Here is a 14,821-nt window from a genome sequence, read left to right as displayed (position 1 = left end):
TTCCCCGAGCCGTGATGCGCTGCGTACACTCCGCGCCATGTCCGCAGAGCAGGCAGCGCGGCGCGAGCGGGTCACCGGGGAGCCGAGGAGGGTCCGCCCGCTGCCCCGCCACCGCGCCCAGTCCGAGATCGACGAGCAGACCGCGCTCGGCGGCGCCTACGTACGCTCCCTGATGCGGGGCCAACTGCGCGCCGGGCTCACCGGCTTCGCCGTGCTCGCCCTCACCGTCGCCACCCTCCCGTTCGCCTTCCGCGCCCTGCACGACGACGAGGTCACCTGGTTCGTGCTCGGCTTCGCCGTCTATCCGCCGCTCGGCCTCATCGCCTGGTGGTACGTGCGCGCCACCGAGCGCAACGAACGCGACTTCGCCCGCCTGGTCGCCGACCGCCCGACGGATGGCCGCCCGACGGAAGGCCGCCGGGCCCGGTGAGCCGGACGTACGCCGTGGTGGCGGTGACCGCCGTCGTCCTCGCGACCGTCCTCGTCGGCGGGTTCGGCCTGCGCATATCGCGCACCACCTCCGACTTCTACGTCGCCTCGCGCACGGTGGGCCCCGGTCTCAACGCGGCGGCCATCAGCGGCGAATACCTCTCCGCCGCCTCCTTCCTCGGCATCGCGGGCCTCGTCCTGGTCCAGGGCCCGGACATGCTCTGGTACCCCGTCGGCTACACCGCGGGCTACCTCGTGCTGCTGCTCTTCGTCGCGGCCCCGCTGCGCCGCTCGGGCGCGTACACCCTGCCCGACTTCGCCGAGGGGCGGCTCGAATCGCGGGCCGTGCGCCGCCTGGTGAGCGTGTTCGTGGTCGGCGCGGGCTGGCTGTACCTGGTGCCCCAACTCCAGGGCGCCGGACTGACGTTGAAGATCCTGACCGGGGCGCCGAGCTGGCTCGGACCGGTGCTCGTCGCGGGTGTCGTGGTCCTCGCGGTCGCCGCGGGCGGCATGCGCTCCATCACCTTCGTCCAGGCCTTCCAGTACTGGCTGAAACTGACCGCGCTGCTCATCCCCGTGTTCTTCCTCGTGCTCGCCTGGCAGGGCGACGGCGGACCGCGCCCCGTCTACGACGAACCGGCCGCCCTGCGCCACCAGCAGACCGTGCGCTTCGCCGACCCGCTCACCCTGCGCCTGGCCCAACCCCTCGCCGTCCGCGCGAACGGCACCGTCGACGGCCGTCACCACGACGGCGAAGCGCTGACGCTCCCGGCGGGCGAGCACCGCATCGAGGCAGGCACCCGGCTCGCCCTCAGTGCCGGAACCCGCGTCCCCGGAAGCGCCGCCCGCACCGAACATCCGCTGTACGCCACGTACGGCCTCATCGTGGCGACCTTCCTCGGCACCATGGGGCTGCCCCACGTCGTCGTCCGCTTCTACACCAGCCCCGGCGGCCGTGAGGCCCGCCGCGCCACCGTCGTCGTCCTCGCCCTGATCGGCGCGTTCTATCTGCTGCCACCCGTCTACGGCGCACTGGGCCGCCTGTACGCCCCCGAACTCGCCCTCACCGGCGACGCCGACGCGGCCGTCCTGCTCCTGCCCGAGCGGATGATCGGCGGCGTGGGCGGCGATCTGCTCGGCGCGCTGGTCGCGGGCGGTGCCTTCGCCGCGTTCCTGTCCACCGCCTCCGGGCTCACCATGGCGGTCGCCGGAGTCCTCACCCAGGACGTGCTCCCGTCCCGGGGCGTACGCCACTTCCGCCTGGCGACCCCGCTCGCCATCTCCGTACCGCTGCTCGGCGCGCTGCTCGTCAGCGGGGTGCCGGTGGCCGACGCCGTCGGGATGGCGTTCGCGGTGTCCGCCTCCTCGTTCTGCCCGCTGCTCGTGCTCGGCATCTGGTGGCGGGGCCTGACCCCGCCGGGCGCGGCCGCCGGGCTGCTGCTGGGCGGAGGCTCGGCGCTGCTCGCCGTCGCCGCCACCGTGCTCGGGGCAGCCCCGCCCGGACTCCTGCACGCGCTGCTCGCCTGGCCCGCCGTGTGGTCGGTGCCCGTCGGCTTCCTCGCCATGGTCCTGGTCTCGCTCGCCACCCCGGGCCGGATCCCGCCCGGCACCAACGCCGCCCTGACCCGCTTCCACCTGCCCGAGGCCCTGGCCCGCGGGGGAGGGGGCCGGTGATGACCCTGGCCGCACTGCTCTTCCTCGGCCCGCTGCTCGCCGGCGCCGGATTCCTGCTCGGGCGGCGCACCGCGCGCACCCGCCGTACCAGCGATGTCGGAACACCCGTCGAACACGCCACCTTCGAGACCCTGCACACCGCCTCGCTCGCCGCGCCCCCGCTGCGGGCCGGCCTCACCGGCGAGGCCGCCCGCAGATCGGCCCGCCGGCTCCGCTCGCTGCTCGGCACCGACGCGCTCTGCCTCACCGACCGCGACACCGTCCTGACCTGGGACGGGGCGGGGGAGCAGCACCACGGCGCGCAGGTGATGGAGCAGGTGCGGGCGCTGCTCGGCACCGGACGCGACAAGGCGTTCGCGCTGTCCTGCGAGGATCTGGACTGCCCGCTGCGCTGGGCGGTGGCCGTCCCGCTGACCGTGGACCACCGCGTGCTCGGCGCGCTGATCGCCTACGCGCCCCGCGAGTCGGCGGTGCTCGCGCGGGCGGCGGGCGAGGTCGGCCGCTGGGTCTCCGTACAGCTGGAGCTCGCCGAGCTCGACCGCTCCCGCACTCGGTTGATCGAGGCCGAGATCAAGGCCCTGCGCGCCCAGATCTCCCCGCATTTCATCTTCAACTCGCTGGCCGCCATCGCCTCGTTCGTCCGGACCGACCCGGAGCGGGCCCGCGAACTCCTCCTGGAATTCGCCGACTTCACCCGCTATTCGTTCCGCAGGCACGGCGACTTCACCACGCTCGCCGACGAACTCCACTCCATCGACCAGTACTTGGCCCTCGTGCGAGCCCGCTTCGGCGACCGGCTCTCGGTCACCCTCCAGGTGGCGCCCGAGGTCCTGCCGGTCGCCCTGCCGTTCCTGTGCCTCCAGCCGCTCGTGGAGAACGCCGTCAAACACGGCATCGAGGGCAGGGTCACCACCAGTCACATCACCATCAGAGCCCTGGACGCGGGCAGCGAGGCCGAGGTCGTCATCGAGGACGACGGCGCCGGCATGGCCCCGGAGCTGCTGCGCCGCATCCTGCGCGGCGACGGCGGATCCTCGGCCGGCATCGGCCTGCTCAACGTCGACGAGCGGCTGCGCCAGGTGTACGGCGACGCGTACGGCCTGGTCATCGAGACCGGCGTCGGCGCGGGCATGAAGGTGACGGCCCGCATTCCCAAATACCGTGCCGGTGTGCACAGCTGACGTGATATCAGAAGAGATGGATCGCCAAGTGCCCCAATGGCAGGCCCAGTTCCCAAGCCGGCGTCCACACCCGGGGCTCGTCCTCCTCGCCCGCGTGCGGATCGACCCCGCCCGGCACCACCGCGTCCAGATCGGCCGCGAGCAGCTCGGTCTCCTCCAGCCACCGCCAGGCGGCCCGCGCCAGCGCCAGATCGGGCCCCGGATCCTCCTCGCGGACCAGCCGCCGCAGCCGCGAACAGACCCAGCGCCGCCACGGCCGCCCGGCCGCGGTGAGCGAACTCCACTCCTCCAGCCGGGCCACCACCCGGGCCCCGCCCACCGCCCCGTCGGACAGAAAGATCGTCAGGGCCAGCGCATTGCGCCCCGCCCGGAACTCCAGCGTCGTCGGCGGCATCAGATCGCCGGTACGCAGTAACTCGTCGGCGATGTACTCCGCGTACATCCATGCCATCGGCACCACCAGCTCGCCACCACTGGTCCCGCTACTTCCCTCCGGACGCATCCTGTCTCGCCTCTTTCATCGACCGTTCCCGGCGCTCCCGGGGAGCTCCAGGGAGCATTGAACCGGGGGCGCGTGCCCGCCGTGGCCAGAAGGGCAGGATCCGTCACAAGACACGAGGTGCTCATGCATGTGCGGCAGCTGCTCGGCGCGTACGTACTCGGCGCTCTCGCGCCCGGTGAGGACCGCGATGTCGCCGCGCATCTGCGCCGCTGCGCCGGCTGCCGCACCGCCTACCTGGAGGTCGCGGACGCGCCGTCGCTGCTGGCCCTGCTCACCGAGGCGGACCTGGCGCCGACCGAGCAGAGCCCTTCGGGGCCTGAGGAAGAATAGCCGGGCAGCACCCGGGCGAGTGCGCGCAGGGCGTAGTACGAACGGGACTTGACGGTCCCCGGCGCGATGCCCAGCGCCTCGGCGGCCTCGTTCACGCTCAGCCCGCGGAAGTACAACTGCACGAGAACCGCACGGTGTTGGGGGCTCAGCGTCTTCACGGCCTCGCGGACATCGAGCGCCGCGGCGGAACGCTCCGTGTGATCGCCGGGCTCCGCCGTCGCCAGCAGCACCTCGTCGCCGACCTCGGCGGGCCGGGCAAGGCGGCCCCGGCGCGCGTCGATGGCGAGCCGCCGCGCGACCGTGAACAGCCAGGGCCGCATCGAGTGGTACGGCGCCTCGAAGGCCTCGGGATGCTGCCAGGCCCGTACCAGCGTCTCCTGCACGAGATCCTCGGCCCGCTGCCGGTCCCCGTAGGTCAGCCCCAGCAGGAAGCGCAGCAGCGCGGGACCGTGCGCGCGCTGGAGTTCGGCCAGATCCCGCTCGGGGGCGTACCGCCGGGTGTCCGCGACTGCCGTGCCCACCGTGAACGCCCTTTCCCCGGATGCCGTCGACCGCAGTCCGTATCCGAGCGCATCCGGGCGGAAGAGGACAGGTCGTGCACCGCGCGGTGCGACGAGCGGTCGAAGCGAGCGGCGAGTGGTGCGCCGAGCGGTCCGCGGACGAGGCCGGGCGGGCGACGGCGTGCGTCCGTTCCAGCGAACTTCGGGCATATGAGCGGCCTTTCGGCTTGACCGGCCCGTGCTCGGGGGGTGGATTTCGGACAGACGACCGACCGCACCCGATCAACGGAGCCCGACGCCGATGCAGCAGCCGACCCAGCGCGCGCGAGGCAGGGCGGCGGCCGTCGCGGCCCTGCTGCTCGCGGCCACAGCAGGATGCGGCGACGGGCACCAGCCCTCCGTCGAGCCCCCGCACCGCCAGGACCTCTTCCGGCGGCCCCCGGCCTCCGGGCCCGCGTTCGCCCGGCGCCCGTTCACCCTGGTCGCCACCGGCGACGTGCTCCCGCACGAGTCGACCATCGCGCACGCCAACTCCGATGCGGACGGCCGGGGTTACGACTTCGAGCCGATGCTCGCCGGGGTCAAGCCCATCATCTCCGGGGCCGATCTGGCGATCTGTCACATGGAGACCGTGTACGGGCCGGACGAGGGCCCCTTCACCGGCTACCCGGACTTCACGTCCCCGCCGCAGATCGCGGCCGCGCTCAAGGACGCCGGATACGCATCCTGCTCGACGGCCTCCAACCACACCCTGGACGACGGCGCCGACGGCATCGCCCGCACCCTGAAAGCCTTCGACAAGGTGGGCCTGAAACACACCGGGTCGGGCCGCACCGCCCCGGAGTCGGCCCGCCCCGCGCGGCTGTCGGCGGGGGGAGCGAGGGTCGCGCAGCTCGCGTACACCTACGACACCAATGGCCATCCGATGCCGGAGAGGCAGCCGTGGGCGGTCCATCTCATCGACCGGAAGAAGATCATCGCGGACGCGCGGGCGGCCCGCGCCGCGGGCGCCGACGTGGTGGTCGTCAGCGTCCACTGGGGCACGGAGTGGCAGACCGAGCCCGACGAGCAGCAACTGGCGCTCGGCAAGGCGCTCACCGCGTCGAAGACCGGCGGCCGCCCCGACATCGACCTGATCCTCGGCACCCACGCGCACATCCCGCAGGCGTACGAGAAGGTCAACGGGACCTGGATCGTGTACGGGGAGGGCGACCAGATCGCGGGCAAGATGTTCAACGAGACGGGTGCGCGCGACCACCGCGGCAACATGAGCTCGATCGCCCGCTTCACCTTCACGCCGCCGGTCAGGCGGGGGGCGCGGTGGGAGGTCACCAAGGCGGAGTTCATCCCGCAGTGGATCGACGTGGACCGGGGCCGCGTGATGAGCCTGCCCGAGGCCCTCGCGAAGTCACCCGGCCGGGAGGACTACACGGCGGCGCAGGAGCACATCCGGGAGGCGGTGCTGAGTCGCGGCGCGGCGAAGGACGGCCTGATGATGTCGCGCTGAGCGGTACCGCGCGAGCGGCCACGGCCCGGCCCGCAGCCGACGAACGACACTTCCCGCGGAGCGCTACGGGACTACCGTGACCGGCCAGCGGCCCGCCTTCACCAGGCGGACGGCCACCGAGCCGATGATGCGGTGGCCGGCCGACTCCGAGGCGCCCACCACCACCGCGTCCGCCGTGAGTTCGTCGGCCGCGCTCACCAGTCCGGCGTAGGGGTCGCCCCGGAAGGTGTGGAACTCCCAGCGGACGTCCCAGATGCCCCGGACCCGCTCCGCCGCCGCCCTGATCTCGGCGACCAGGCCCTCGGCGATCTCCCCGGTGGTGTCGGCGACCGGCGCGCCGAGCGCGGCCCCCGCCGACATCACGGGCTGCACGTACACGATGGCGAGCAGGGCGTTCTGCCGCCGGGCCAGGCCACTGGCGTACGCCGCCGCCCGGAGCGAGGACTCCGAGCCGTCGACGCCGACGACGATCACCTTCGGACCGTCGGTACCGCGTTCGAACCGCTGGGACTGGTGGTGGGGCTGGGGCTGCTGCTCTGTCACGGAGTGAGGCTAACCGGCCGGGTGCCCCATCCGACAGGCGCCCCGGCGCGGGTCTCCCTAGAGTGCTGAGCATGAGTGTCAGCGAGGCGGCGCCGATACCGTCCCGGACCGGCTTTCTGGGGCGGGTGCCCGAAGCGTTCGCGATGTTCTTCGCCGTGCTCGGGCTGTTCTGCACAGTCATCGCGCTCATCCCCCCGCTGCGCCGGGTGCTCTTCCCGATCGCCTGGTTCCTCGACCGGGTCACGGTGCCGGTCAGCGGCAACCTCGCGTACGCCGTCTTCCTGCTGCTGCTCGCCGCCGCGATCGGCGCCCGCAAGAAGGTCGCCTGGTGGCTGGTCGTCTGCTATCTGGGCCTGCTCTTCCTGCTCGACGCCCTGCTGATCGTCGTCGCCGAGTGGATGTGGATCCCCAACGGGGTGTTCTGCGGCGCCGCGCTGGTGGTGCTGATCCTGGCCCGCAGGCAGTTCTACGCCGAGACCCGGCGGGGCGCCTTCCGCCGGGCGGTGGGCGTCCTGTTCCTCGGGCTCGTGGCGGGCGTGCTCGTCGGCTGGGGACTCGTCGAGCTGTTCCCCGGCACCCTGCCGCGCGGCCAGCGCCTGCTGTGGGCCACCAACCGCGTCTTCGGCGGCCTGGTCTCCAGCGGCCAGTTCGACGGGAAGCCGCCCAGGCCCCTCTACTTCTTCCTCGGCCTGTTCGGCGCGATCGCCCTGCTGAACGCCGCCGCCACCCTCTTCCGCTCGCAGCGGATGGAGGCCGCCCTGCACGGCGACGAGGAACCGCGCATCCGCGCACTGCTCGGCGCGTACGGCCGCCAGGACTCGCTGGGCTACTTCGCCACCCGCCGCGACAAGGCGGTGGTGTTCTCGCCCAGCGGCAAGGCCGCCGTCACCTACCGGGTCGAGATGGGCGTGGCGCTCGCCAGCGGTGATCCGGTCGGCGACCCCGGGGCCTGGGGCCCGGCCATCGACGCCTGGCTCGACATCGCCCGGCAGTACGCCTGGGCGCCCGCCGTGATGGGCGCGTCGGAGGAGGCGGCCACCGTCTACGCCCGGCACGGACTCGGCGCCATCCAGCTCGGCGACGAGGCGATCCTGCCCATCGCCAAGTTCGACCTGGACGGGCGCGACATGCGCGTCACCCGGCAGGCCGTCCACCGGGTCGCGCGGACCGGCGCGACCACCCGCATCCGCCGCCACTCGGCGCTCACCGACGAGGAGATGCAGCAGGTCATCGACCGCGCCGACGCCTGGCGCGACACCGAGACGGAACGCGGCTTCTCGATGGCCCTCGACCGCCTTGGCGACCCGGCCGACGGCAACTGTCTGCTCGTGGAGGCCTTCGACGCCGACGGCACCCTGATCGCGCTGCTCTCCTTCGTGCCGTGGGGCCCGGACGGCATCTCGCTCGACCTGATGCGCCGCGACCGCACCGCACCCAACGGGGTCATGGAGTTCATGGTCGCCGAACTCTGCGCGCACGCACCGAAGTTGGGGGTGCACCGGGTCTCGCTCAACTTCGCGGTGTTCCGCTCGGCCTTCGAGGAGGGCGCGCGGATCGGCGCGGGACCGGTGCTCCGGCTGTGGCGCAAGCTGCTGCTGTTCTTCTCCAGGTGGTGGCAGCTCGAAGCGCTCTACCGCTCCAACGTCAAGTACCAGCCGCAGTGGTACCCCCGCTTCCTCTGCTACGGCGACGCCGGCTCGCTCGCGCGGGTCGGGCTGGCATCAGGCATCGCCGAGGGCTTCGTCTCCGTACCGAGCCTGCGCAAGCTCTGGGGCAAGGGCCGGCCGGGCGGCGTCAGCAAGCCCGTCACCACCGCGGGGCTGCCCTCCATCGAGGCCCTCGGGCTCGCGGGCCCCGGAGCCGAACAGCTGACGGAGCGTCAACTCCCGGAACAGGTACGGGTACGCCACCGCAAACTGGACCGGCTGCGCGCGGACGGCACCGACCCCTACCCCGTCGTCGTCCCGGCCCGCACCCACACCCTCGCGCGGCTCAGGGCCGCCGGTGAGGGCGAGAGCGCCACGGTGGCCGGCCGGGTCATGGCCGTACGCGACTTCGGCGGCGTCGTCTTCGCCGTGCTGCGCGACTGGTCCGGCGACCTGCAACTGGTCCTCACCCGCGCGGGATCGGGCGCCGCCGTGCTCGACCGGTTCACCCACGACGTCGACCTCGGCGACCAGATCACCGCCACCGGCACCACCGGCACCAGCGACAAGGGCGAGCTCTCGCTGTTCGCCACCGGCTGGCAGCTGACCGCCAAGTGCCTGCGCCCGCTGCCCGACAAGCGGCGCGGCCTCGCCGACCCCGAGGCCCGGGTACGCCGCCGCTACCTCGACCTGGTGGCGAGCCCGCAGGCCCGCGAGGTCGTACGGGCCCGGTCGACCGCCGTCCAGGCGCTGCGCCAGGGCCTGCTCGACCGGGGCTATCTGGAGGTCGAGACGCCGATGCTCCAGCAGATCCACGGCGGCGCCAACGCCCGCCCTTTCACCACCCACATCAACGCCTACGACCTGGACCTGTATCTGCGCATCGCGCCGGAGCTCTATCTGAAGCGGCTGTGCGTCGGCGGCGTCGAGAAGGTCTTCGAGATGGGCCGCACCTTCCGCAACGAGGGCATCTCCTACAAGCACAACCCCGAGTTCACGATGCTGGAGGCCTATCAGGCGTACGCCGACTACGACGTGATGCTCGACCTGACCCGCGAACTGATCCAGGGCGCGGCCACCGCCGCCTTCGGCTCCCCGATCGCCCGCAAGGCAGGGCCGGACGGCAAGGTGGCCGAGTACGACATCTCCGGGCCCTGGCCGGTCAAGACGCTGTACGGCGCGGTGTCCGAGGCGCTCGGCGAGGAGATCGACGCCGACACCGACGAGCGGACGCTGCGCCGGCTCTGCGACCGGGCCGGGATCCCGCACACCGCGGACAACTCCCGCGGCGACGTGGTGCTCGAAATGTACGAGCGGCTGGTCGAGGAGCAGACGCGGCTGCCCACCTTCTACAAGGACTTCCCCACCGAGGTGTCCCCGCTGACCCGGCAGCACCGCACCGACCCGCGGCTCGCCGAGCGCTGGGACCTGGTGGCCTTCGGCACCGAACTGGGCACCGCCTACTCGGAGTTGACCGATCCCGTCGAGCAGCGGCGCAGGCTCACCGCGCAGTCGCTGCTCGCGGCGGGCGGCGACGCGGAGGCCATGGAGCTCGACGAGGACTTCCTCGACGCGCTCGAATACGCCATGCCGCCGACCGGCGGTCTCGGCCTCGGCGTGGACCGGCTCGTCATGTTCCTCACCGGTCTCACCATCCGCGAGACCCTCCCCTTCCCGCTGGTCCGCCGCACCTGAGGACCGCCCCGCCCGGTGACTCCATTCGTGCTGGTGTGGTGCCGGTGCTGACGTTTCGCGGACCCCGGAACGAGCCGGGCGCCTAATCTTCCGACATGACGAACAAAAGCCGCATGTCGTGAAAAGGGATCAGATGCTCCCCAGCCGACGGACGTTGCTGCGCGTCGCCGCCTGCGTCGGAGCCGCTGCCGCGGTACGGATGCTCACAGCGGAGGACACCGTCACCCCCGGGACCCCGCACCGGGCGGCCGGTCCCGCCGCCGGTCCCGCCGCCGGGCCCCGGGCCCCCGCGCCCCGGCTGCGGGCGAGCGCGTACCGCCTGGAACCCATGACCGACTACACCCCGCCCCGCTACCACACCGCGCTGCCGCCCGTGCGGGTCAGACCCTTCCTGAGCATGCCTCAGCTGGGCCACCGCTCGATGGTGCTCACCTTCGACGACGGGCCCGACCCGCGCTACACCCCGGGCATCCTGAAGACGCTGCGCGACCACGACGTGCGCGCGATGTTCTTCGTCTGCGGCGAGATGGCGACCGACAACCGGGACCTGCTGCGCGAGATGCAGGACGACGGGCACGTCGTCGGCAACCACACCTGGACCCACCCGCAGCTCAACAGGACGGCCCCCGCGGTGATCCGCTCCGAGATCGGCCGCACCAGCGAGGTCATCGAGCAGGTACTCGGCGAGCCGCCGCAGTGGTTCAGGGCGCCGTACGGGGCCTGGAACCGCAATGTGTTCGAGATCGAGGCCGAGATGGGCATGGAGCCGCTCGCCTGGACCGTCGACTCCCTCGACTGGACCACGCCCGGCACCCCCACCATCGTCCGCCGGGTCCTGGACGGCGCCGCCCCCGGCGTCGTGGTGCTCTCGCACGACGCGGGCGGCGACCGTTCGCAGAGCGTCGCCGCCCTGCGCACCTACCTTCCCCAACTCCTGTCCGAGGGCTACGAGTTGAAGGTGCCGCCGCGCCGCAGATGAGCGGGGCCGGCTACTTCACGGCGATCAGGCGGGCGAAGGCCACCACGTTCCCCTCGTACCCCCGGGTCCTGGAGAAGCCGCCGCCGCAGGTGATCACCCGGAGCTCCGGGTGCCCGGTGTCGCCGTACACCCGGGCACCCGGGAAGGTGGCCTTCTCGAACACCTCGACGCCGTACACCTCGAACACGGCGGTGCGGCCGTCGAAGCGGGCCACCTCGATGTGGTTGCCCTTCTGGAGCAGGCCGAGCCCGTAGAAGACCGCGGGGCCCGTCGCGTTGTCGACGTGGCCGACGATCACGGCCGTGCCGCGCTGACCGGGGGCGACGCCGTTCTGGTACCAGCCCGCGATGTTCGGGTCCTGCGGCGGGGGAGCCTGGACCCAGCCCTGGGCGTCCGTGCCGACGTCGAGGATGGGCGCGTCCACCTTGAGCGCGTCGATCCGGATGCGGGCGGCGGGCGCGTAGGGCAGTGGCTCGACCGCGGCAATCGGCGACGCCGAGGCGGCAGTGCTCGACCGGTTGTTCAGCGCCGCCGCGGCGGCGGGCTGCGGCGGGCCCATCGTGACGTCCGCGCCGTTGCGCATCAGCGCAAGGCCGGTGAGCATCACCAGGGCCAGGACTCCCCACGGGGAGCGCCTTCGACGCTCCACGCCGCTCTCTTCCTGCGCCATGTCTCTCCGTGTCTCCTTCGCCGTGGGCCCCAGCGCCTTCGAGCACCGTAAGGGAGCGGCGCCGGGTCGGCGATCGGGCAGCGGCGAACGGGTGGCGGTCCACCGGTCCTGACCCATCCGGGTATTGCGTCGGCAAAACCGATCTGACGGTCTGTGACCTGCGAGTCCGTCAGATTCCGTGGGCCGTACGGGGGCGGGCCGGTTCACCAGGGTGGATCAGTGCCGAAATGCGGCTTGTATGAGCGGCGGTGAGTGTTCGTCATGGGAGGCGTACTCGTCGATCATCCCGGAGCACGGCTTTGGGGCGTCCTCCCATGGAGGTTCAACCATGCGTGCTTCACGCGCTCTCACGGTGGCGCTGGCCGCCGGTGCCGCGGTCGGGCTCGCCGCCCCCCTGGCCGCCGCGACCGACGGCCCGATCAATGTCGACGTCGACCCCTCCTCGGTCCACCAGGGCGCCACGCTGAGGATCAGCGCCAGGGGCTGCGGCCACGGCGGCAGAGTCACCTCGAACGCCTTCGAGGAGATCCACCTCTCGGCGGGCGACAGCAATTTCGCGACCGCGAGGATCCACGACCACACCACCCCGGGGAACTACAACCTGGCGGTCAAGTGCAACGACAACGACCGGGTGGCGACCCGCAGTTTCCGAGTCCTCGAAGGCCGGGGCGCCGAGGGCGGGCTCGGCGGCGCGGCCGGCCCGAGCGGCACCGAGATGGCGGTCGGCGGCGCCCTCGTCGGCATTGCGGCGATCGGCGGCGCCGTGTTCGTGGCCCGCCGCCGGCGCGCAGACGTACGGGTCTGACGGGACGCACCTCTCTGACCGGACGAACCTCCCGGAACGGCCCCAACGGCCCGTCGCCCCCGAGTCCTGGCCAGGACTCGGGGGCGACGGGCCGTTGGGGCCGTGGACGCTAGTGATACCGCCGGGGCGAGCGGTGGCGCAGGCAGAAGAGCGCACCGCAGCCGGCCACCGCGACCAGAGCGGCACCCACCGCGAAATCGACGTCGTCCACGCCGCCCATGCTGCCGCCGAGGCCGCCGCGCACCCCGCGCGGAGCGGTGGTGGGGGTGAGGGGCCGGACGGTGGAGCTGATGGTCGGCTGCGAGCCGCCGGTGATCGTCAGCTGCGTGGTGCCGCGCTCGCTGCCGCAGGCGAACGTCACGGTGTACGAGGCGCCGAGCTTGGCATCCAAGTCGACCGTCGCGAATCTCGAACTGTCCCGGGGGATGGTGACGGTGTTGAAGACACCGGAGGACGCCGTGGCATCGCCCGCACAGCCCGTGACGTTCAGCGTGACCTGACCGCCGGGGGCGATCGTCGAGGGGGTCACGCTGAAGGCGAACGACGTGATGTTGCCTCCGCCGGCGCTGCCGGCCGCCGCGGCGACGGGCGCGGCGAGCGGCAGGGCGGCAGCGCCGAGCAGGGCTGCGGATGCGATGCGTATCGCGCCCATGGTCAATCCTCCGGTCCCCGAGGGGCAGCTGCGGACCGATTCCACAGATACGGGTGAATGCACCTCGATGCCCGAAACGCTAGGAGCGGGCGCGGCGTGTCGCGATCGGTGTCCGGCGAATGGGGCATCGAGGTCCCCCGCGCGGCCGAGCGGGCCCGACGCGCCGTCAGAGCGGGCCGGCCCCGCCCGCACCGGCCGGGCGGCGCGTCAGCCGATGCCCGGGAACAGCTCGTAGAACGGCCCCGCCGTAGCCGAGATGCCCCGGCCGAAGGGGGCGTCGAAGTCCCAGATGAGGAAGAGCAGGAAGGCGATCAGAGCACTGAAGAGCCCGGCGAGCAGCAACTCCCGCCAGGTGCGCCTGATCTGGAGCGTGAAGATCATCCCGACCGTGACGACGGCCCCGACGATCAGTCCGAACCAGACGACCCCCGGCATGGTGGCCCTCGCGCCCTCCGCCCTCCCGGTCCGCGCGTCGTCGACGGCGCCCACCTGGTCCACCAGCGGCTGGTAGGCCTGGGTCTCGAAGTCGTTCTGCGGGTGGTAGTCCGTCACATCGCGGCGGATCTTCTCCAGTTTCTGGCCGCCCTCGGCGGTGACGTCGCCGTGCTCGGCCATGTGGCTCCACTCGGTGTGCACCACATAGGAGGCGTACGCCTCGACGTCGGCCCGGGTCCGGTCGCGTACCTCCGCCGGATACACCTGGACCCGCCGGTCGATCTCGTGCAGCGCCTGCGCCTCCTGCCGCACGTCCTCCTGCGCGGCGCCGCGGCCCTCCCAGACGCCCGCGATGGCGAGGCCGAGCACGATGGCGTACACCACGCCGACCATCATCGTCATGTATTCGATGACGTCCGGGGTCTCGGAGGGGTCGTCGTCCGGGGCGAGCCGCCGGTTGCTGAACAGGGTGATGGTGAGCACGACCGCGCATGCGGCGGCCATGGCGATGGCCAGGACGAGCCAGTCGGACAAGGGGACCTCTCAGAGGGATCGGGCTCAGCGGGTGCGCGAGCCGGAGCGGGTGCGCAGCAGAGCCGCGCCGAGTACGGCGGGCGCGGTGAGGAGCAGTGTGAGGGTGACGGGGGACAGCCGCGGCGCGGCCTTCTTGCGCGGCGGCATCCGGTAGTTGCGCAGCGCGACCCGACGGGCGGGCGGGGGCGCGGGGTGCGCGGACGGAGCGGGCGGGGGAGGCGCCACAGGGGGCGCGGGTGGCGCGGGTGCCGGCGCGGGCCGGTGCACCGCGGGCGGCGGTGTCGGCGGGGGCTCCGGGCGGGGCGGAGGCGTGGGCCGGGGAGCGGGTTTCGCCGGCGGTCTGGGCGGCGGTGCCGACGGGGGAGCCGGCGGGCTGGGGGGCGGCGGGGTGGGGCGCGGCGGGGTGGGCTCCGGCGTGGGACACAGCGCGTGGCCCGCGCCCGCGACCGCCCAGTTCGAACCGCCCGTGTCGTCCTGCGAGACGGAGGCGTACGCGCAGGCGTCGGCCAGTGCGGCCGGTGCCGGGGCGGCCAGCAGCAGGGTGAGGGCCGATGCGGCGAGCAGCCGTTCGGCGAGGTGTCGTCCTTGCACGGGGTGATCATCGGTCCGTCGGACCGTCGTAACGGGGGGCGTCGAACCGATTCGCCTGAAGGGGGGAGATACCTCGCGTCTGCGGTCGGGACGTTGACCAGTTGTTCGGGGCGGTCCGGAAAATTCCTTCGCCCGCGTTGAACACACC

At 72.7% G+C, this 14,821-nt stretch carries 15 protein-coding genes; 8 read left to right on the top strand and 7 right to left on the bottom strand.

Annotation, left to right across the window (positions count from 1 at the left end; all coding sequences use genetic code 11):
• Positions 1-37 precede the first annotated feature (37 nt).
• The 3 genes from ACIQ8J_RS21430 to ACIQ8J_RS21420 are packed head-to-tail and all read left to right on the top strand — an operon-like array spanning position 38 to position 3,284.
• A complete protein-coding gene (locus tag ACIQ8J_RS21430; RefSeq protein WP_403275374.1) occupies positions 38-430 on the top strand; it encodes a hypothetical protein in 393 nt (130 codons plus the stop codon).
• The gene (locus tag ACIQ8J_RS21425; RefSeq protein WP_403275373.1) at positions 427-2,103 is read left to right on the top strand and encodes a cation acetate symporter; all 1,677 of its coding nucleotides are present in this window, start codon (positions 427-429) and stop codon (positions 2,101-2,103) included. The genes ACIQ8J_RS21430 and ACIQ8J_RS21425 overlap by 4 nt, the downstream gene beginning before the upstream one ends.
• Entirely contained in the window at positions 2,103-3,284 is a 1,182-nt protein-coding gene (locus tag ACIQ8J_RS21420) for a sensor histidine kinase (RefSeq protein WP_403275371.1), read from the top strand. Before ACIQ8J_RS21425 ends, ACIQ8J_RS21420 begins: the two co-directional genes overlap by 1 nt.
• Before the next feature lie 7 nt (positions 3,285-3,291).
• Here ACIQ8J_RS21420 and ACIQ8J_RS21415 read toward each other — a convergent pair whose 3' ends face one another.
• On the bottom strand, positions 3,292-3,786 hold the full coding sequence (locus ACIQ8J_RS21415; protein WP_403275370.1) for a hypothetical protein: 495 nt from the start codon (positions 3,784-3,786) through the stop codon (positions 3,292-3,294).
• Between the two features lie 123 nt (positions 3,787-3,909).
• On the opposite strand from ACIQ8J_RS21415, the gene ACIQ8J_RS21410 reads away from it, so the two are divergent.
• Positions 3,910-4,116, top strand: coding sequence for a zf-HC2 domain-containing protein (locus tag ACIQ8J_RS21410; protein ID WP_403275369.1), 207 nt, complete (start codon positions 3,910-3,912; stop codon positions 4,114-4,116).
• On the opposite strand, the gene ACIQ8J_RS21405 is transcribed toward ACIQ8J_RS21410, so the two are convergent.
• Positions 4,017-4,637 (bottom strand): sigma-70 family RNA polymerase sigma factor, encoded by a 621-nt coding sequence (locus tag ACIQ8J_RS21405; RefSeq protein ID WP_403275367.1) that lies wholly within the window; start codon positions 4,635-4,637, stop codon positions 4,017-4,019. The genes ACIQ8J_RS21410 and ACIQ8J_RS21405 overlap by 100 nt on opposite strands.
• A 280-nt stretch (positions 4,638-4,917) precedes the next feature.
• On the opposite strand from ACIQ8J_RS21405, the gene ACIQ8J_RS21400 reads away from it, so the two are divergent.
• Positions 4,918-6,123 (top strand): CapA family protein, encoded by a 1,206-nt coding sequence (locus ACIQ8J_RS21400; RefSeq protein ID WP_403275366.1) that lies wholly within the window; start codon positions 4,918-4,920, stop codon positions 6,121-6,123.
• A gap of 63 nt (positions 6,124-6,186) precedes the next feature.
• Here the strand turns inward: ACIQ8J_RS21400 and ACIQ8J_RS21395 are convergent, their stop codons facing one another.
• Positions 6,187-6,666: a universal stress protein gene (locus tag ACIQ8J_RS21395; protein WP_403275365.1), complete on the bottom strand. Its 480-nt coding sequence runs from the start codon at positions 6,664-6,666 to the stop codon at positions 6,187-6,189.
• Between the two features lie 71 nt (positions 6,667-6,737).
• Between ACIQ8J_RS21395 and lysX the strand changes: the two genes are divergently transcribed.
• Positions 6,738-10,007 (top strand): bifunctional lysylphosphatidylglycerol synthetase/lysine--tRNA ligase LysX, encoded by a 3,270-nt coding sequence (gene lysX, locus ACIQ8J_RS21390; RefSeq protein ID WP_403275364.1) that lies wholly within the window; start codon positions 6,738-6,740, stop codon positions 10,005-10,007.
• 118 nt (positions 10,008-10,125) lie between these two features.
• Complete coding sequence (locus ACIQ8J_RS21385; RefSeq protein ID WP_403275363.1) at positions 10,126-10,986, top strand: polysaccharide deacetylase family protein; 861 nt, start codon at positions 10,126-10,128, stop codon at positions 10,984-10,986.
• 10 nt (positions 10,987-10,996) lie between these two features.
• Here the strand turns inward: ACIQ8J_RS21385 and ACIQ8J_RS21380 are convergent, their stop codons facing one another.
• On the bottom strand, positions 10,997-11,656 hold the full coding sequence (locus tag ACIQ8J_RS21380) for a class F sortase (protein WP_403275362.1): 660 nt from the start codon (positions 11,654-11,656) through the stop codon (positions 10,997-10,999).
• A 328-nt stretch (positions 11,657-11,984) separates the two neighbouring features.
• Here ACIQ8J_RS21380 and ACIQ8J_RS21375 point away from each other — a divergent pair, with 328 nt between their 5' ends.
• On the top strand, positions 11,985-12,461 hold the full coding sequence (locus ACIQ8J_RS21375; RefSeq protein ID WP_403275361.1) for a hypothetical protein: 477 nt from the start codon (positions 11,985-11,987) through the stop codon (positions 12,459-12,461).
• 109 nt (positions 12,462-12,570) lie between these two features.
• On the opposite strand, the gene ACIQ8J_RS21370 is transcribed toward ACIQ8J_RS21375, so the two are convergent.
• From ACIQ8J_RS21370 to ACIQ8J_RS21360, 3 genes are all read right to left on the bottom strand, one after another.
• Entirely contained in the window at positions 12,571-13,113 is a 543-nt protein-coding gene (locus ACIQ8J_RS21370; protein ID WP_403275360.1) for a hypothetical protein, read from the bottom strand.
• Between the two features lie 207 nt (positions 13,114-13,320).
• Positions 13,321-14,082 carry a DUF4239 domain-containing protein gene (locus tag ACIQ8J_RS21365; RefSeq protein WP_403275359.1) on the bottom strand — a complete coding sequence of 254 codons (762 nt, stop codon included), beginning with the start codon at positions 14,080-14,082 and terminating at the stop codon, positions 13,321-13,323.
• A gap of 24 nt (positions 14,083-14,106) precedes the next feature.
• Positions 14,107-14,673, bottom strand: a complete 567-nt coding sequence (locus ACIQ8J_RS21360) for a hypothetical protein (protein ID WP_403275358.1) — start codon at positions 14,671-14,673, stop codon at positions 14,107-14,109.
• Between the last annotated feature and the right edge of the window lie 148 nt (positions 14,674-14,821).

Origin of the sequence: Streptomyces sp. NPDC094147, from assembly GCF_044764265.1 — a bacterium.
GTDB lineage: Bacteria > Actinomycetota > Actinomycetes > Streptomycetales > Streptomycetaceae > Streptomyces.
This window is presented reverse-complemented; position numbering and strand designations above follow the sequence as displayed.

Coding starts and splice junctions, on each gene's coding strand:
- ACIQ8J_RS21370 (WP_403275360.1), bottom strand. CDS start 13,113: ATGGGCGCGATACGCATCGCATCCGCAGCCCTGCTCGGCGCTGCCGCC.
- ACIQ8J_RS21375 (WP_403275361.1), top strand. CDS start 11,985: ATGCGTGCTTCACGCGCTCTCACGGTGGCGCTGGCCGCCGGTGCCGCG.
- lysX (WP_403275364.1), top strand. CDS start 6,738: ATGAGTGTCAGCGAGGCGGCGCCGATACCGTCCCGGACCGGCTTTCTG.
- ACIQ8J_RS21400 (WP_403275366.1), top strand. CDS start 4,918: ATGCAGCAGCCGACCCAGCGCGCGCGAGGCAGGGCGGCGGCCGTCGCG.
- ACIQ8J_RS21380 (WP_403275362.1), bottom strand. CDS start 11,656: ATGGCGCAGGAAGAGAGCGGCGTGGAGCGTCGAAGGCGCTCCCCGTGG.
- ACIQ8J_RS21410 (WP_403275369.1), top strand. CDS start 3,910: ATGCATGTGCGGCAGCTGCTCGGCGCGTACGTACTCGGCGCTCTCGCG.
- ACIQ8J_RS21420 (WP_403275371.1), top strand. CDS start 2,103: ATGACCCTGGCCGCACTGCTCTTCCTCGGCCCGCTGCTCGCCGGCGCC.
- ACIQ8J_RS21415 (WP_403275370.1), bottom strand. CDS start 3,786: ATGCGTCCGGAGGGAAGTAGCGGGACCAGTGGTGGCGAGCTGGTGGTG.
- ACIQ8J_RS21430 (WP_403275374.1), top strand. CDS start 38: ATGTCCGCAGAGCAGGCAGCGCGGCGCGAGCGGGTCACCGGGGAGCCG.